Source organism: Pseudonocardia nematodicida, assembly GCF_040105385.1.
In the GTDB taxonomy this organism is placed as follows: domain Bacteria; phylum Actinomycetota; class Actinomycetes; order Mycobacteriales; family Pseudonocardiaceae; genus Pseudonocardia; species Pseudonocardia nematodicida.
In genome coordinates this window covers 58,007-74,838 of record NZ_JBEDNQ010000005.1, presented here as the reverse complement: position 1 = coordinate 74,838, position 16,832 = coordinate 58,007, and the positions used below count along the sequence as shown (strand labels likewise).

The following is a 16,832-nucleotide window of genomic DNA, read 5'->3' as shown; positions in this document are numbered from 1 at the left end:
GATCAGGGCAGCGGATCAGGGCAGCTCTTCGATCGGGACCATCGGGTCCAGCTTGCGCAGCGTCCCGGGGTCCCCGGTCACGGCGGGCCAGCCGCGCCGCCGGGCCGTGGTGACGACCTGGCCGGTGACGATGTCGTCCAGCCCCTGGGAGGCGAGCAGCAGCCCGGCCTCCTGGGCGCCCTCGGGGGAGAGCTCGTGGATCACGGTGTTCGGCAGGCCGAGCAGGACCTGCAGGGCCGAGTGGTGCTCGGGGCCGACCATGGACCAGGCCCGGCCGAGCGCGGCGCTGGGCACCGCGAGCACGATGTTCTCCTCCACCGCGGCCCACACCAGGGCCCGCATGTAGACGGGACGGCCGGTCGCGAAAGCGGCCAGCGCCGATGCGTCGAGTACGCGTCCGCCGATCATCGCGCGGCTCAGCCGACGGCCACGGGCGGGACCGGGCGCAGCGAACGCCGCGCGGTCTCCAGCTCGTCGGCCGGCGGCGGACCGCCGTAGAGGCTGGCCAGGGCGGCCAGGGAGTTGTCCCGGTCCTGCCGGGACCTCACGGCCTCCGCCACGTAGGCGGACAGGCTCGCCGCCGATCCGCGGGACACCGCGTCCCGCGCCTCTGCCACCAGCTCGGCCGGCAGCGTGACCGTCACCCGTTCGCTGCGCATACCGCGATGCTACTCCCCGCATACCGGGTCGGTCACGCGGCACGCCGGGGTCGGCAGGTTACCGACGAGTATGCAAGGGTGGCCGGGAGCGATCGCCGACCGACCGTCGACGCAGCAGAGGAACGGTGCACCGATGGACCTGACCTTCACCCCGGCCGAGGAGGAGTTCCGCAGCGAGCTGCGGTCCTGGCTCGCCGCGCACGTCCCCGAGGAGTGGGCCCGGCCCGGGTTCTGGGAGTCCCTCGGCGACGACGAGAGCTTCCGGCTCCGTCGTGACTGGGAGCGGGACAAGGCCGACGCCGGGTTCGCCGGGATCGAGTGGCCCGTCGCCTATGGCGGCCGCGGCGGTACCCCGGGGATGAAGGCGGTCTACGACGAGGAGATGGTCCGCGCACACGCGCCGCGCACGGTGAACCCGCTGGGCCTGGCCTTCCTCGCCCCGACGGTGATGGCGATCGGCACCGACGCCCAGCGCGAGGAGATCATCGGCCCGCTGCTGCGCAACGAGGTGATCTGGTGCCAGGGCTTCTCCGAGCCCGGCGCCGGCTCCGATCTCGCCGCGCTGGCGACCCGCGGTGTGCGCGACGGCGACGAGTTCGTCGTCAACGGGCAGAAGGTCTGGACGACCAATGCGGTGCACGGCGACAAGATCTTCGCCCTGGTCCGGACCGAGCCCGGCTCGGAACGGCACCGCGGCATCAGCATGCTGCTGATCGACATGAACCAGCCCGGCGTGCAGGCCCGTCCGCTGCGCCAGATGAGCGGCGCGAGCGAGTTCGGTGAGGTCTTCTTCGACGACGCCCGCGTCCCGGTCACCGACTGCCTCGGCGAGATCGGCGACGGCTGGCGCACGGCGATGCTGCTGCTCTCCTTCGAGCGCGGGGCATCGGGCATCTCCCAGTACACCGAGTTCCGCCGGCAGTACGACGAGATCGTCGCGGTCGCCCGCCGGCTCGGCCGGGACACCGATCCGGTGGTCCGTGACGAGCTCGCCCGGGTGCTGACCGAGCTGGAGTGCCTGCGGCTGCACTCGATGCACGTGCTGACCGAGGTCGAGCAGGGCCGGGACCTGGGCTTCGAGGCGTCGATGACCAAGCTGCAGTGGTCCGAGGCGTTCCAGGACCTGTGGGAGGTCTGCGACCGGATCCTCGGTGAGCACGCCACGCTCGACCTGCTGCCGGACGGAACGGATCTGCGGCCGATGCACGCCCAGGCCATGTGGTCCCGCTCGGTCACCATCTGGGGCGGCTCGTCCCAGGTCCAGCGCACGATCACCGCCGAGCGCGTGCTCGGCCTGCCGCGGTAGGGGGACCAGGTGTACTTCGCACTGACCGACGAGCAGCGCGAGTTCGGCGCGGCCGTGCGCGGCTACCTGAGCGAGCGGTTCGACCCGGCGGCGGTCCGCGCCGCCGTCGTCGACGAGCCGGACTCCGGCGGGAACCCGGCCTCGCTGTGGAAGGCGGCCGGGGAGCAGGGCTGGCTCGCCGTCACCGTCGACGAGGCGTACGACGGTCTGGGGCTCGGCCTCGTCGAGGCCCAGGTGATCGCCCGCGCGCTCGGTGCCGGTGTCGCGCCGGGGCCCTGGCGGGGCACCGTGCTGGCGGCCGAGACGATCCGGCTGGCCGGCTCCGACGAGCAGCGGGCGGCCTGGCTGCCCCGGCTGGCCGCGGGGGACGCGATCGGCGCGGCCGCGCCGCGGACGGCGGCGGACGGCACCCTGCCCGCGGTCGAGTACGGCGGGATCGCCGACGTCGTCGCGGTGTGGGACGAGCCGGCCCTGGTCAGCGGCGCGTCCGCGACACCGGTGGGCAGCTTCGACCGCACCACCCGGCTGGCCGCGCTCACCGGCGGGACGGCCGAGCCGCTCCCGGGCCTGACCGCCGAGGTGCGCGCGCAGCTCGAGCGTCGCGCCCGCGTCCTGGTCGCGGCGGACCTGACCGGCATCGCCCGCGAAGCGCTCACCCGCACCGTCGCCTACGACCGCGACCGCGAACAGTTCGGCGTCCCGGTGGGCTCGTTCCAGGCGATCAAGCACGCGCTGGCCGACCTGCACGTCGGCGTCACCATGGCCGAGCACGCGTCGCTCTACGCCGCGCACGCGGTCGACGCCGGACTCGGCGGTGCCGGACCCGACGGGGTCGACCTGGCCGTCGCCGTCGCGAAGGCCAAGGCGAGCGACGTCGCGCTGCAGGCGACCGCGGCGATGATCCAGTACCACGGTGGGATCGGCTACACCTGGGAGCACGAGGCGCACCTGTTCCACAAGCGCGCGAAGCGGCTCGCCGGGCAGTACGGCGACGTGGCCGCCCATCGGGAGCGGATCGCGGCCCTGACGATCTGAGCGCCGCCGGAGGTCACAATGGACCCGAGTCGGTGCGGGACGGGCAGATCGAGACGAATCGCCCACCGCGGACTGCTGATCATGGTCCGAAGTCGACGGAGGATCGTCCCAGGCAGGAGGGGTTGTCCGGTCCCGCGACACACTTTCGTGCAGCCGGGTGCATCGTGGACTCGCGGTGCGGGCCGGTACGTGGGACCGTCTGGAGATGGCTCCGGTCACAACGGTCAACGCCACTGCCGCCGCACTCCTCGGCCTGCTGCACGGCGGGCCGATGACCGGTGGGCAACTGGTCTCCGCGGCGGGCGAGAGGTTCGGGTTGTTCTTCTCGGTCACCCGCAGCCAGGTGTACCGCGAACTGCCCGCGCTGACCGAGGAGGGACTGCTGCGGCTGGGCAAGCAGGGTCCCCGGGCCAGCCAGCAGTACGTCGTCACCGCCGCGGGCAAGCGCGCCTTCAAGGCCTGGCTGGCCGGCGGCGGTGAGGCCGACGCGGTGCGCAGCCCGCTGGTGCTGCGCCTGCTGCACGCCGGGTCGCTGACCGTGAAGCAGCGCACCGAGCTGCTGGCCTCGGCCAAGGAGGCCTACACCGAGCGGCTCGCCACCGCGCGCGCAGAGGCGAAGGCCACCGACGACCCGTACGCCAAGCCGGTCGCCGACTTCGCCGTGGCGCACACCCGGGCGATGATCAAGCTGATCGACTCGGTGCCCGAGGAGTAGCGGTGCCCGAGGAGTGACGGGGGCACCCACCCGCGTACCCTCGGGCGTCGTGAACCCCGACGTCCAGGCCGACCTGAAGGACCTCGACACGACCCTGTCCAGCATCGAGGCCGTCGCCGACGTGCCCGCGCTGCGCCAGGAGATCGAGGAGCTGTCCGAGCAGGCGGGCCGGCCGGACCTCTGGGACGACGTCGACGCCGCCCAGCAGATCACCAGCCGGCTGGCCTACGCGCAGGGCGACCTGCGACGGCTGGAGGACCTGCGCCGCCGTCTGGATGACGTTCCCGTGCTCTACGAGCTCGCCGAGGACGAGGGGGACCAGTCCGCGACCGCCGACGCCGACGCCGAGCGCGCCAAGCTCCGTCAGGAGATCGCCTCGCTGGAGGTCCGGACCCTGCTGTCCGGTGAGTACGACCAGCGCGAGGCGCTGGTGACGATCCGCGCCGAGGCCGGCGGGGTCGACGCGGCGGACTTCGCCGAGATGCTGCTGCGGATGTACCTGCGCTGGGCCGAGCGGCACGGCTACGGCACCGACGTCTACGACACGTCCTACGCCGAGGAGGCCGGCATCAAGTCGGCGACCTTCGCCGTGCACGCGCCGTACGCGTTCGGCACGCTCTCGGTCGAGGCCGGCACCCACCGGCTGGTCCGGATCTCGCCGTTCGACAACCAGGGCCGCCGGCAGACGTCGTTCGCCGGTGTCGAGGTGGCGCCGGTCGTGGAGTCGAGCGACCACGTCGAGATCGACGAGAAGGACCTGCGGGTCGACGTGTTCCGCGCGTCCGGGCCGGGTGGTCAGGGCGTCAACACCACCGACTCGGCGGTGCGCCTGACCCACATCCCCACCGGGATCGTGGTGGCCTGCCAGAACGAGCGCTCGCAGCTCCAGAACAAGGCGTCGGCGATGACCGTGCTGCAGGCCAAGCTGCTCGAGCGGCGCCGGCAGGAGGAGCGGGCCCTGATGGACCAGTTCAAGGACTCCGGTTCGTCCTGGGGCAACCAGATGCGCAACTACGTCCTGCACCCGTACCAGCAGGTCAAGGACCTGCGGAACGGCCACGAGGTGAACAACCCCTCCTCGGTGCTGGACGGCGAGATCGACGACTTCGTCGAGGCCGGGATCCGCTGGCGCAAGCAGAACGAGGCCGGGTGAGCCGACTCCGCGCCGCGGCCCGGTCGTCGATCGGTGCCACGCTGCTCGGCGTGCTGACGCTGCTCGTGCTCACGGCGTGCACCGGCGGACCGGTGGATGCGGAAGGCGGGCCCGTCCCGGGTGACCCGCCCCCGCCGGCGCACGTCGTTGTCGCCGATGCGGCCCGCGCCGTGACCGACGCGGGTTCGGCCCGCCTCGGGATCGAGCTCGACGGTCCTGCCGGCCCCGTGCTGGCGAACGGCCCGGTCCGGTTCGACCCGTTCGCCGCCGAGTTCACCGTGGATCTGGGCACCCGGGGCGCCGAGGTCCGGGTGCTCGGCGACGAGGCATGGCTCCGGCTCGGCGGCGCGGACCGCTGGCAGCCGCTGTCGCCGGGGATGGTCCCGGTCGGCGCGATGACCGGCGCCCTGGACGCCGTGGCGGGCCTGCGCGACGTCACCGAGGAGCCGGGCACCTCGGAGATCGACGGCGTCCCGGCGGTCCGCTACTCCGGCACCCTCGACCTGGCCGCGGCCCGCGCCGAGGCCCCGGGCCCGGCCACCGCGACCCGGTACGACGAGCTCGCCGGCCTGGTCTCGGAGACGCCGCGGGTCACCGCCTGGCTCGGCGCCCCGGACGCCGCGGAGCCCGATCGCGGGCGCCTGCTCCGGCTGCAGCTCGAACCGGCCGGTGCCGACGCGAGCGCGCAGGGAATCGTCGTCGACGTCGCCGACCCGGGCCTCCCGGTCGAGGTCACCGCCCCCTGACCGGGCGGCCGGCCCGGAACGCCGCCGAGATGCAGACCTGGGCGATTTGTGGATCTCCGGGAAGCCCTGGTCTGCATCTCGGCGGGGTTGTGATGCCGGCCCTGCGCGTGTCGTCACGGCCTGTGTACTACGTGCGGCGGTACCGTCTCGCTCCGTGATCGAGCTGCGGGACGTCACCAAGCGCTACCCGGCGTCCGGCCGCCCGGCGCTGGACCGGGTGTCGGCGACGGTCGACTCCGGCGAGTTCGTGTTCCTCATCGGACCGTCCGGATCGGGCAAGTCGACCCTGCTGCGGCTGCTGCTGCGCGAGGACGTCCCCACCTCCGGCACGATCCGGGTGGACGGGCTGGACGTCGCCCGGCTGCCCCGCCGGAAGGTGCCGAAGCTGCGCCAGCGGATCGGCTGCGTGTTCCAGGACTTCCGGCTGCTGCCCAAGCGCAGCGTCGCCGGGAACGTCGCGTTCGCGCTCGAGGTGCTGGGCCGCAAGCAGTCCGAGATCCGGGTCGCGGTGCCCGAGCTGCTGGAGATGGTGGGCCTGCAGGGCAAGGCCGAGCGGATGCCGCACGAGCTGTCCGGCGGTGAGCAGCAGCGGGTCGCGATCGCGCGGGCGTCGGTGAACCGGCCCCCGCTGCTGGTGGCCGACGAGCCGACCGGCAACCTCGACCCGGAGACCGGCCGGGAGATCATGCGGCTGCTGGAGCGGATCAACCGCGGCGGCACGACGGTGCTGATGGCCACCCACGACGACTCCATCGTGGACGCGATGCGGCGCCGGGTGATCGAGCTGGCCGACGGCACGGTGCTGCGCGACGAGGCCCGCGCGGTGTACGGGGCGGGCCGGTAGATGCGCGCCGGACTGCTCACCCGCGAGGTCTCCTCCGGCCTGCGGCGCAACGTGACCATGACGGTGGCGATGGTGCTGACCACCGCCGTCACCCTGATGTCGGTCGGCGCCGGGCTGCTGGTGCTGCGCACGATCGACGACATCTCCGCGCTCTACGCCGACCGGCTCGAGATCCAGGTCGCGCTGGACGCGGAGACCTCGGGCGCCGACCCGGACTGCTCGGGCCTCGTCTGCGCACCGCTGCGCTCCTCGCTGGAGGCCGCGCCGGGCGTCGGCGCGGTCGCGTTCGAGTCCCAGGAGCAGGCCTACGACCGGTTCCGCGAGCTGTTCGCGGGCCAGTCCGTCGCCGACGTGGCGCGGCCGCAGTCGCTGCCGGCGACGCTGCGCGTCACGCTGACCGACCAGGACGGCGGCGCGGAGGCGGTGCGCGCGGTCGTCGAGGGACAGCCGGGCGTGCGGGGCGTGATCGACCAGCGCGACGTCGTCGGGACGCTGTTCGACTTCCTGAACGGCGTGCGGAACGTGGCGTTCGCGCTCGCCGTCGTGCAGGCGCTCGCCGCGGTACTGCTGATCTCGAACACGGTGCAGGTGTCGGCGTTCACCCGGCGGACCGAGGTCGGGGTGATGCGGCTGGTCGGCGCGACGCGCTGGACGACCCAGCTGCCGTTCCTGGTCGAGGCGGCCATCGCCGGGATGGTCGGCGGGGCGCTGGCCGGGGCCGGGCTGGTCGCGGCCAAGTACGCCGTCGTGGACGACCTGATCGCCGCGATCGGGCAGGCCGGGGTGATCCCGCCGGTGCGGCTGTCCGACGTGCTGCTGGTGTCGGTGCTGCTCGTCCCGGTCGGCGGGCTGGTCGCCGGGATCACCGGCTACGCCACGCTGCGGGCATATGTGAAGGTGTGATCGTTCCGTCGCGGGTACCCTCGGTCCCGTGAAGGAACAGGGCCGCAAGGTGATCGCACAGAACCGCCGGGCCCGGCACGACTACGCGATCCTGGAGGAGCTGGAAGCCGGGGTCGCGTTGAAGGGGACCGAGGTCAAGAGCCTCCGCCTGGGCCGGGCGTCGCTGGTGGACGCGTTCGCCACCATCGACGACGGCGAGATCTTCCTGCGCAACCTGCACATCCCGGAGTACGTGCGCGGGAGCTGGACCAACCACGAGCCGCGGCGCACCCGCAAGCTGCTGCTGCACCGCGGGGAGATCGACCGGCTGATGGGCAAGACCCGCGAGGGCGGGCTCACCCTGGTGCCGCTGTCGCTGTACTTCAACGACGGCAAGGTCAAGTGCGAGCTCGCGCTGGCGAAGGGCAAGAAGGACTACGACAAGCGCCAGGACCTGGCCAAGAAGGACGCGCAGCGGGAGATGGCGCGCGCCGTCGGCCGGGCCGCGAAGGGCCGCGCCCGTTCGCTGCGCTGATCTCACCACGTCGGGTGAGCGGCCGCGCCGGGTCGGGTGATCGGACGCGCAGGGGCGGAATGTCCGGGTCGTGCGGTGCGCGGCGGGGCGGTGCCGGGCCTACGGTGGGGTCGTGGACCTCCCCGATCCGCCCGGCGACGACGCCGACGTCCCACGCTGGACCGCCGACCTGGACCTGCCGGGCCTGGTGGACGCGCACGTCCACTTCCTCCCGCAGCGGATGCTGGACAAGGTCTGGGCCTACTTCGACGACGCCGAGACGCACTACGGCGTCGCCTGGCCGGTGCACTACCGGCTGCCGCAGGACGAGCGGTACGCGATCCTGGAACGTCTCGGCGTGCTGCGGTTCGCGCCGCTGACCTACCCGCACAAGCCGGGTATGGCCGGCTGGCTGACCGGCTGGGCCGCGGAGTTCGCCGACGCCCACCCGCGCGCCGTCCGGACCGCGACCCTGTATCCGGAGCCGTCGGTGACCGAGTACCTCGGCGCCGCGGTGGCCGGCGGGGCCCGGATGGTGAAGGTGCACGTCCAGGTCGGCCGGTTCGACCCGCGCGACGAGAACCTGCGCGACGCCTGGGGGCTGCTCGCCGACGCCGGCGTCCCGGCCGTCGTCCACTGTGGAGACGGTCCGATCCCGGGCGAGCACACCGGGCTGGGGATCTTCGCCGAGGTGCTCGAGGCGCACCCTCGCCTGCGGATCGTGCTCGCGCACGCCGGGATGCCGGACTACCGCGGCGCGCTGGAGCTGCTGGAGCGGTTCCCGAACCTGGTGCTGGACACCACGATGGTCGGCACGCCGTTCAGCGAGCGGTTCGCGACGCTGCCGGCCGACTGGCCGTCGCGCCTCGCGGAGTTCCCGGGCCGGGTGGTGCTCGGCACCGACTTCCCGAACATCCCCTACCCCTACGCCGAGCAGCTGCGGGCGATCCACGACTGGGCGGCGGCCGACCCCCGTCTGGGACGCGCGTTCCTGCGCTCGGTGCTGCACGACGCCCCCGCCGAGCTCCTCGGCGGCCCCTCCGACCCGTGACCCCTCCGACCCGTGACCCCGCCCGCCCCCTGACGCGTCCCGGTCCGACCGTCGAGATGCAGCTCAGGGTCTTCCCGGGACCCGCCCAGGCGCCCTGAGCTGCATCTCGGCGAGGATCCGCGACCCGTTCCGCTTCGAGGAGGTACTCGTGTCCTACCCCCAGCAGGACCCGGTGGACATCGCGCTGTACGGCGCGACCGGGTTCGTCGGCGCCCTGACCGCCCGCTACCTGGCCGAGCACGCACCGCCCGATGTCCGGATCGCGCTGGCCGGCCGGTCGGCGGCGAAGCTGGCCGAGGCCCGCGCCGGCCTGCCCGCCGCGGCCCGGGACTGGCCGACGATCGTCGCCGACGCCGCGGACCGGGCGTCGCTCGACCGGCTCGCCCGCTCGTCGCGGGTCGTGCTGACCACGGTCGGTCCGTACGCGCGCTACGGGCTGCCGCTCGTCGAGGCCTGCGCCCGGGCCGGCACGCACTACGCCGACCTGTCCGGCGAGGTGCTGTTCGTGCGGGACGCGATCGACCGCTGCCACGGCATCGCCGCCGGCACCGGAGCCCGGATCGTGCACTCCTGCGGGTTCGACTCGATCCCGTCGGACCTCGGGGTGTGGCTGGCGCACCGGGCCGCCGCGGCCGACGGCGCGGGCGACCTCACCGAGGTCCGCACGGTCGCGTCGATGCGCGGTGGCTTCAGCGGCGGGACGCTCGACTCGCTGCGCGGCCAGCTCGACACCGTCCGCGACGACCGGGCGGCACGCCGGCGGGCCGCCGACCCGCACGCGCTGAGCCCGGACCGCACGGCCGAGCCGACGCCGTCGCAACCCGCGGACGCGCCCCGGCCGGCCCGGCTGGACGACGGCACCTGGACGGCGCCGTTCGTCATGGCGTCCTACAACACCCGGATCGTGCGTCGCAGCAACGCGCTGCTCGGCCACGCCTACGGCCGCGGCCTGCGCTACGGCGAGCTGCAGGGCTGTGGCCGCGGGCCGGCCGGCGCCGCCGTCGCGGCCGGCGTCACCGGTGGGCTCGGCGCGCTCGTCGGGTCGCTCTCGTTCGCGCCGCTGCGCCCGCTGATCGACCGCGTGCTGCCCGCGCCCGGGGCGGGGCCGTCGGAACGGACCCGGGCCCGCGGCTGGTTCCGGATGGACGTGCGCGCGCCGTCCGAGTCGGGCGCCCGTTACCGGGTGCGGGTGGGCGGGCGCGGCGACCCCGGCTACGCCGCGACGGCGGTGATGCTCGGCGAGAGCGGGCTCGCGCTGGCCCTCGGCGGGACCGCGCTGCCGGACCGGGCCGGGTCGCTGACCCCGGCGACGGCGATGGGGGACGTCCTGGTGGACCGGCTGCGCGCCGCCGGCCACACCTACGCCGTCACCCGCGAGTGACGCGCCGGGGAACCGGGATGATCGGCGGGGGCGTCCGCGTTATGCTGGGACGTCCGCGTGGGTACGTCGACGCGGACCGCAGGTGGACAGCGAACCTGACCAGGGGGTGAACGGTTTCGACTCCGATCGTTGATCGAGGTGAAGCGTGCCGAGGAAGGCGACGATGATCTCGTTAACCATGCGTCGCAAAAAAATAAGTGCCGACAACAGTCGCACTGCCCCGCAGAGCGCTTACGCGCTCGCTGCCTGATTTTCAGGTAGGGGCTGTCGGGCCGGAGGCGTCCCCGCTCCGGTTCCCGGCATCATTCAGGGGACTCACCTTGCGACTCGGCCGCGGAGTCGCAAGGGACACCTCACAGCGGCTGGGATCGTCACACCGGCTTGTTCGCGTGACCGGTGGATCCGAGTAGAGACCTAGCGGACTGCGCACGGAGAAGCCCTCGTGAACCGACGGAGGACCCGGGTTCGATTCCCGGCACCTCCACCGATCCGACCACGGCCCCGTCCCGGAACCTCCGGGGCGGGGCCGTCGTCGTGGCATCCTGTCGGTCATGCGCGTGACGGTGGACAAGGACCTCTGCATCGGGGCCGGGCAGTGCGTGGTCTCCGACCCCGATGTCTTCGACCAGGACGACTACGGGCTGGTCGAGCTGCTGACCGACAGCCCGTCCGAGGAGCACCGCAAGGCGGTCAAGGAGGCCGAGCACGTCTGCCCGGCCAGGGTGATCAGCGTCGAGGACTGAGTACGGTTCAGCCCGCGCCCACGCCGATCAGCATCCCGACCAGGTAGGTCGCCCCGGCCGCGACCGCGCCGAAGGCGAGCTGGCGCAGCGCCGCCGACCACCACGACCGCGAGGTGAACCGCGAGGTCAGCGTGCCCGCGACCAGCAGCCCGGCGCCGCCGACGGCCAGCCCGAGCGGCAGTGACCCGAGGCCGAACAGGAACGTCAGCAGCGGGACCATCCCGCCGACGACGAACGCCGCGAACGACGACACCGCCGCCACCCACGGCGACGGCTGGTCGTCCAGGCTGACGCCCAGCTCCTGGCTGACGTGCATCCGCAGCGCCACCTCGGGGTCGGCGTGCACCTCCCGGGCGACGGCCGCGGCGGTCGGCGCGGACAGCCCCATCCCGCGGAACCGCTCGGCCAGCTCGTGCTGCTCGGCCCGCGGGTGCAGTGCCAGCTCCCTCCGCTCGACCGCGGCCTCGGCGTCCACCGCGTCGTTCTGGGTGCCGACCGAGGCGAACTCGCCGAGCGCCATCGAGAACGCCCCCGCGACGACGCCGGCGAGCCCGGTCAGCACGATCAGGTCCCGTCCGGCGCCGCCCCCGCCGACGCCCGCGATCAGCGCGATCGTCGTCACCAACCCGTCCATCGCGCCGAACGTGGCCGCCCGCAGCCAGCCCCCGGAGACGTCGCGGTGGGAGTGGTCGTGGGTGTGCGCCGCCAGCTCCGCCTCGAGCTCCGGATCGTTCATAGGTGCAACGATAGGGCCCCCGACAGGTGGGGCGCGTCCGTTCGACGCGCGGTGCGGCACCGGCGCACCGACACTGGCCCGATGCCCGACCGCAGCACCGACGACCCGCCGCTCTGGCTGTTCGCCGACCAGCTCGGCCCGCACGTCTGGGACACCGAGGAGTTCGCCGGCCGCGAGATCGTGCTCGTCGAGTCGTCCCGGGCACTGGGCCGCAAGCCCTACCACCGGCAGAAGCTGCACCTGGTGCTGTCCGGGATGCGGCACCTGGCCGAGCAGCTCGGTGACCGGGTCACCTACCTGCGCACCGGCACCTACCGGGAGGCGCTGGAGAAGGTGGGCCGGCCGGTGCTGGTGCACCAGCCGACGTCGTTCCCGGCCTCGGACATGGTGCAGCGGTTCCGGAAGGAGGGCCTGGTCACCGAGGTCCGGCCGACCCCGACCTTCGCGCTGTCCAAGGACGAGTTCGACGAGTGGGCCGGCGACCGCGACACCTTCCGGATGGAGGAGTTCTACCGCGCCCAGCGGGAGCGCTTCGGGATCCTGATGGAGGGCGACAGCCCGGTCGGCGGGAAGTGGAACTACGACCACGACAACCGCGAGTCCCCGCCGAAGGACGCCACGACCCTGGGCGTGAAGGCGCCGTGGAAGCCGCGCGAGGACGACATCGACGACCGGGTCCGCGCCGACCTGGACGCCGCGGACTGGCCGATGGTCGGCGAGGACGGCCCGCGCCGGTTCGCCGTCACCCACGACGAGGCGACGAAGGCCCTGGCGCACTTCGTCCGCCACCGGCTCGACACGTTCGGTCCGTACGAGGACGCCGTCCTGGCGCAGGACTGGGCGATGGCGCACTCGCTGCTGTCGGTGCCGCTGAACCTCGGCGCGCTGCATCCGCTGGAGGCGGTGCACGCCGCCGAGCAGGCCTATCACGACGGCACCGCCCGGCTGTCCAGTGTGGAGGGTTTCGTCCGGCAGGTGATCGGCTGGCGGGAGTACGTCTGGCAGCTCTACTGGCGCTTCGGGCGCGGCTACACCCGGCGCAACCACCTGCGCGCCCGCACCCCGCTGCCCGACTGGTGGAGCGAGCTCGACGCCGACGCGGTCACCGCGAAGTGCCTGTCCTCGGCCCTGTCCGACGTGCGCGATCGTGGCTGGACCCACCACATCCCACGGCTGATGATCCTCGGCAACCACGCGATGCAGCGCGGCTACGTCCCGGCCGAGCTGAACGACTGGTTCGCGACGGCGTTCGTCGACGGTTTCGCCTGGGTCATGCCGGCGAACGTGATTGGCATGAGCCAGCACGCCGACGGCGGGAGGATGGCCACCAAGCCGTATGCCTCCGGTGGCGCCTACATCGACCGGATGACCGACTTCTGCTCGGGCTGTGCGTTCGACCCGAAGGTGCGGGTGGGGGAGAAGGCCTGCCCGTTCACCGCCGGGTACTGGCAGTTCGTGCACCGGCACCGGGGAGTGATGGAGTCGAACCACCGGACGAAGCGGGCCGTCGCGACCATGGACCAGCTGTCCGACCTGGACGCGCTGCTCGAACAGGAGTCCGCGCGCGAGGAGTTCTGAAGACGCGTCCGGAGGGCCCCCGCGACCCCCTCGCTAGGCTCTGCGGTCGTGACGCGCGACCGCTTGCTCGACCTCGCGGGCACCGCCGTCCGCCTCGGGCTGGCGACGGTGTGGCTGGTGTCGGGTGGCCTCAAGATCGCGGACCCGATCGGCACGACCGTCGCGGTCGACGCCTACGACGTGCTGCCCGACGGTGCCGTGCTCGTCGTGGCGTCGGTGCTGCCGCCGCTGGAGGTCGCGCTGGGCCTGCTGCTGCTCGCCGGTGCCGGGACCCGGCTGGCGGCGCTCGTCAGCGGGCTGTTGTTGCTGGGGTTCATCGCCGGGCTGGTCCAGGCCTGGGCACGCGGGCTGTCGATCGACTGCGGGTGCTTCGGCGGCGGCGGGCCGGTCGCGGCGGGCGAGGAGCGCTACCTCTCGTCGCTGCTGCGTGACCTGGGCTTCCTCGCGCTCGCGGTCTGGCTGTCGGTGCGGCCGCGCACACTGGCCGCCGTCGACGGGATCCGTCGGGGTGGCGACGACGGCCCGGCGCGCGGCACGGACGATGACGCCCGGGAACCGGGCAGGACGGAGAGGACGAGCTGATGGCGCAGAGCGAACGGGAACGGCGGCAGGCGGCACAGGCCCGGCTGCAGGCCGCCGGGATCACACCGCCGAAGAAGGGCGGTCCGAGCCGCGGGCTGGTCCTCGGCGGCGTCGTGCTGGCCGTCGCGCTGCTCGCCGGCCTGTACACCGCCTGGCAGAACCAGCGCGGCGAGGACGTCGAGCCGACCTACGCCGTGGCCCGGGACGGCGCGGTGGTCACGGCCGGGGACCCCGCCGCCCCGGTGAAGGTGGACGTCTACGAGGACTACCTCTGCCCGGCCTGCGCGCAGTTCGAGCGCCTCTACGGCGGCGAGATCACAGGAGCGCTCAACGAGGGCAGGGCCGTGGTCCGCTACCACACGATCGCGATCCTGGACGACCGCTCGAACCCGCCCGGGTACTCCACCCGCGCAGGCAATGCGGCGCTCTGCGCGGTCGACGCCGGGATCTACCCCGCCTACCACTCCCGGCTCTACACCGACCAGCCCCGGGAGGGCGCGGCCGGGCGCACCGTCGAGGAGCTCGCCGCGCTCGGCTCCGAGCTCGGCGCGACCGGGGACTTCACCGGCTGCGTGACCGCGCAGGGCCAGACGCAGGCCGTCACCGACGCCACGAACGCGGCTGCGGCCGACCCGGTCGCCGCCCCGGGTGGCCGGCTGGCCACCCCGACCGTCGTGGTGAACGGGGCGACGGTCGACCTGAACGACTCCGGCTGGCTGTCGAACGCGATCGGCTGATCAGTCCCGCACCCGGACCGTGCACCGGGGCAGGAACCACTGGACCAGCGGTCCGACGGCGAGCGCGTAGGCCACGGTGACCAGACCGAACGTGCCGCCGAGCAGCCAGCCGGTGAGCACCACGACGACCTCGATCGTGGTCCGCACCAGCCGCACCGAGCGGCCGGTGCGGGCCGCGAAGCCGGTCATGAGCCCGTCGCGAGGCCCCGGCCCGAGCCCGACGCCGATGTAGGCGGCCGTGGCGGCGGCGTTCAGCACGATGCCGGTGACGGCGAGCGCGATCCGGGCACCGAGGCCGTCCACCACCGGGATCACCGCCAGCGCGACGTCCACCGTGGCCCCGATGACGACGACGTTGGCCACCGTCCCGATACCCGGCCGCTCGCGCAACGGGATCCACAGCAGCAGGACGAGGCCGCCCACCAGCACCGTCACCGTGCCGAACGACAGCCCGGTCCGCAGGGCCAGCCCCTGGTGCAGCACGTCCCACGGCATCGATCCCAGCCCGGCCCGGACCATCAGCGCCATCGACACCGCATAGCCGGCCAGCCCCAGCACCAGCTGGGTCAGCCGGCGCGTGCGCCGCGGCATCCGCAGCGACCAGCGCGTCGTCCCGCCCTTCCCCCCGATCGTCACGTCCGGCATGTTTCCCTGCGAACTGGTACGACGTCATCGAGCCAATCCGCCGGAACTGGACTGAATCGGACTGAAGCATGGACGGGATCGACGCCGGTCGGCTGGCCGGCCTGCTCGGCGACGTCCGGCGCGGACGGGAGCCGGCCTACCGCGGGATCGCCGAGGCGATCCGGGTACTGGTCGGCGACGGCCGGTTGCCCGCCGGCACCCGCCTCCCGGCCGAACGGGTGCTCGCCGCCGCGCTGGAGGTCAGCCGGGTCACCGTCGCGCACGCCTTCCGCGAGCTGCGCGACGACGGCTGGGCCGAGACCCGGCAGGGGGCGGGCACCCGGGTACGCCTGCCGGACGGACCGTTGCGGATCGACGGGGCCTGGGTGCCGGGACCGGTCGGCGCGGACACGATCGATCTCGCGCACGGCGCCCCGGCCGCTCCCGGGGCCATGGCCGCGCTGGTGCGCCGGGCCGTCGATCGGCTGGAGGACCGCCTCGACGGGCACGGCTACGGCCCGGACGGCCTGCCCGAGCTCCGCGAGCGCGTCGCCGCCCGGTTCACCGCCCGCGGCGTACCCACCGACCCCGACCGGATCGTCGTCACCTCCGGTGCGCTGCACGGGATCGGCACCGCGGCAGCGGTGCTGACCGGGGCGGGGGACCGGGCGCTCGTCGAGCACCCCACCTACCCGTCGGCGCTGGACGTGCTCGCCGACGCCGGCGTCCGGGCCGTCCCCGTCGCGCTGGACCGGGAGCCGCTGGAGACGGCGCTGCCGCGGGCCGCCCGCCAGACCGCGGCCCGCACGGCCTACCTGATGGCCGACTTCCAGAACCCGACCGGGGCGCTGCTGGACGACCCGGGCCGCGCGGCGTTGCTGGCCCGGCTCGCCCGCCAGCAGGTGGTCACGATCGTCGACGAGACGTTCGCCGACCTCGACCTGCGCCACGACGCCACGATGCCGCTGCCGTGCGCGGCGCACGCGCCGCACGAGGACGACGTCGTCACCGTCGGCGGGCTGAGCAAGATCGCCTGGGGCGGGTTGCGGGTCGGCTGGGTCCGCGCGTCCCGCGAGCAGGCGGCCCGGATGCGACGGCGTCTGGCCCGGGCGCAGCTGTCCCCGCCGGTGCTCGAGCAGCTGATCGCCGTCGAGGTGCTGGACGCCGTCGAGGCGTTGCGAGCGGAGCGGGTGGGGATGCTGCGCGCCCGTCGTGACCACCTGGTGTCCGAGCTGGCCGCGGCCTTCCCGGACTGGCGCGTCGTCGTGCCCGACGGCGGCCTGGCGCTGTGGTGCGACCTCGGTGCCCCGCGGTCCACCGCGCTCGCGGCGGTCGCGCCGCGGTACGGGCTGAACCTCGCGCCCGGCCCGCGGTTCGGCGCCGGGCACGCCTTCGACGACCGGTTGCGGCTGCCCTACACCCATCCCGAGCCGGTGCTGACCGAGGCCGTGCGGCGGCTCCGGCGGGCGGTCGCCGATGTCGCGGGCGGGCCGCACCACCCGGCCGGGGCGGCCGCGGACGTCGACACGGAACTCGTGGTGTGACG

General features: G+C 73.8%; 19 protein-coding genes and 1 other RNA gene. 16 read left to right on the top strand and 4 right to left on the bottom strand.

The features are described 5' to 3' along the window. Positions 1 to 15: 15 nt before the first annotated feature. The gene (locus tag WIS52_RS13310) at positions 16 to 408 is read right to left on the bottom strand and encodes a hypothetical protein (RefSeq protein WP_349298526.1); all 393 of its coding nucleotides are present in this window, start codon (positions 406 to 408) and stop codon (positions 16 to 18) included. Between the two features lie 8 nt (positions 409 to 416). Further along, positions 417 to 659 carry a hypothetical protein gene (locus WIS52_RS13305; RefSeq protein ID WP_349298525.1) on the bottom strand — a complete coding sequence of 81 codons (243 nt, stop codon included), beginning with the start codon at positions 657 to 659 and terminating at the stop codon, positions 417 to 419. 133 nt (positions 660 to 792) lie between these two features. Here WIS52_RS13305 and WIS52_RS13300 point away from each other — a divergent pair, with 133 nt between their 5' ends. The 12 genes from WIS52_RS13300 (at position 793) to WIS52_RS13245 (ending at position 11,029) form a co-directional block, all read left to right on the top strand. Then, positions 793 to 1,965, top strand: coding sequence for an acyl-CoA dehydrogenase family protein (locus WIS52_RS13300; protein WP_349298524.1), 1,173 nt, complete (start codon positions 793 to 795; stop codon positions 1,963 to 1,965). A gap of 9 nt (positions 1,966 to 1,974) precedes the next feature. Further along, entirely contained in the window at positions 1,975 to 3,000 is a 1,026-nt protein-coding gene (locus WIS52_RS13295; RefSeq protein ID WP_349298523.1) for an acyl-CoA dehydrogenase family protein, read from the top strand. A gap of 205 nt (positions 3,001 to 3,205) precedes the next feature. Beyond that, positions 3,206 to 3,715, top strand: a complete 510-nt coding sequence (locus WIS52_RS13290; protein WP_349298522.1) for a PadR family transcriptional regulator — start codon at positions 3,206 to 3,208, stop codon at positions 3,713 to 3,715. Positions 3,716 to 3,764: 49 nt separating this feature from the next. Beyond that, positions 3,765 to 4,868: a peptide chain release factor 2 gene (gene prfB / locus WIS52_RS13285; RefSeq protein WP_349298521.1), complete on the top strand. Its 1,104-nt coding sequence runs from the start codon at positions 3,765 to 3,767 to the stop codon at positions 4,866 to 4,868. Next, on the top strand, positions 4,865 to 5,614 hold the full coding sequence (locus WIS52_RS13280; RefSeq protein ID WP_349298520.1) for a LolA-like protein: 750 nt from the start codon (positions 4,865 to 4,867) through the stop codon (positions 5,612 to 5,614). The genes prfB and WIS52_RS13280 overlap by 4 nt, the downstream gene beginning before the upstream one ends. 154 nt (positions 5,615 to 5,768) lie before the next feature. After that, positions 5,769 to 6,458 (top strand): cell division ATP-binding protein FtsE, encoded by a 690-nt coding sequence (gene ftsE / locus WIS52_RS13275; RefSeq protein WP_349298519.1) that lies wholly within the window; start codon positions 5,769 to 5,771, stop codon positions 6,456 to 6,458. Continuing rightward, complete coding sequence (gene ftsX, locus WIS52_RS13270; protein WP_349298518.1) at positions 6,459 to 7,361, top strand: permease-like cell division protein FtsX; 903 nt, start codon at positions 6,459 to 6,461, stop codon at positions 7,359 to 7,361. It abuts the gene before it with no gap. A gap of 28 nt (positions 7,362 to 7,389) precedes the next feature. Then, positions 7,390 to 7,875 carry an SsrA-binding protein SmpB gene (gene smpB / locus WIS52_RS13265; RefSeq protein WP_349298517.1) on the top strand — a complete coding sequence of 162 codons (486 nt, stop codon included), beginning with the start codon at positions 7,390 to 7,392 and terminating at the stop codon, positions 7,873 to 7,875. Between the two features lie 112 nt (positions 7,876 to 7,987). After that, a complete protein-coding gene (locus WIS52_RS13260; protein WP_349298516.1) occupies positions 7,988 to 8,905 on the top strand; it encodes an amidohydrolase family protein in 918 nt (305 codons plus the stop codon). A gap of 148 nt (positions 8,906 to 9,053) precedes the next feature. Next, the gene (locus WIS52_RS13255; RefSeq protein ID WP_349298515.1) at positions 9,054 to 10,286 is read left to right on the top strand and encodes a saccharopine dehydrogenase family protein; all 1,233 of its coding nucleotides are present in this window, start codon (positions 9,054 to 9,056) and stop codon (positions 10,284 to 10,286) included. A 102-nt stretch (positions 10,287 to 10,388) separates the two neighbouring features. Beyond that, positions 10,389 to 10,773, top strand: a transfer-messenger RNA (tmRNA) gene (gene ssrA / locus WIS52_RS13250). A gap of 64 nt (positions 10,774 to 10,837) precedes the next feature. After that, positions 10,838 to 11,029, top strand: a complete 192-nt coding sequence (locus tag WIS52_RS13245; RefSeq protein WP_349298514.1) for a ferredoxin — start codon at positions 10,838 to 10,840, stop codon at positions 11,027 to 11,029. Between the two features lie 7 nt (positions 11,030 to 11,036). Here WIS52_RS13245 and WIS52_RS13240 read toward each other — a convergent pair whose 3' ends face one another. Further along, entirely contained in the window at positions 11,037 to 11,765 is a 729-nt protein-coding gene (locus tag WIS52_RS13240; protein WP_349298513.1) for a VIT1/CCC1 transporter family protein, read from the bottom strand. 81 nt (positions 11,766 to 11,846) lie between these two features. Between WIS52_RS13240 and WIS52_RS13235 the strand changes: the two genes are divergently transcribed. The 3 genes from WIS52_RS13235 to WIS52_RS13225 are packed head-to-tail and all read left to right on the top strand — an operon-like array spanning position 11,847 to position 14,662. Continuing rightward, complete coding sequence (locus WIS52_RS13235) at positions 11,847 to 13,343, top strand: cryptochrome/photolyase family protein (RefSeq protein ID WP_349298512.1); 1,497 nt, start codon at positions 11,847 to 11,849, stop codon at positions 13,341 to 13,343. A 48-nt stretch (positions 13,344 to 13,391) separates the two neighbouring features. Then, a complete protein-coding gene (locus tag WIS52_RS13230; RefSeq protein WP_349298511.1) occupies positions 13,392 to 13,925 on the top strand; it encodes a MauE/DoxX family redox-associated membrane protein in 534 nt (177 codons plus the stop codon). Beyond that, the gene (locus WIS52_RS13225) at positions 13,925 to 14,662 is read left to right on the top strand and encodes a DsbA family protein (RefSeq protein ID WP_349298510.1); all 738 of its coding nucleotides are present in this window, start codon (positions 13,925 to 13,927) and stop codon (positions 14,660 to 14,662) included. Before WIS52_RS13230 ends, WIS52_RS13225 begins: the two co-directional genes overlap by 1 nt. Here the strand turns inward: WIS52_RS13225 and yczE are convergent, their stop codons facing one another. Continuing rightward, positions 14,663 to 15,253, bottom strand: a complete 591-nt coding sequence (gene yczE / locus WIS52_RS13220) for a membrane protein YczE (RefSeq protein WP_349298904.1) — start codon at positions 15,251 to 15,253, stop codon at positions 14,663 to 14,665. Positions 15,254 to 15,375: 122 nt separating this feature from the next. Here yczE and yczR point away from each other — a divergent pair, with 122 nt between their 5' ends. Further along, on the top strand, positions 15,376 to 16,830 hold the full coding sequence (gene yczR / locus WIS52_RS13215) for a MocR-like transcription factor YczR (protein ID WP_349298509.1): 1,455 nt from the start codon (positions 15,376 to 15,378) through the stop codon (positions 16,828 to 16,830). Positions 16,831 to 16,832 lie beyond the last annotated feature (2 nt).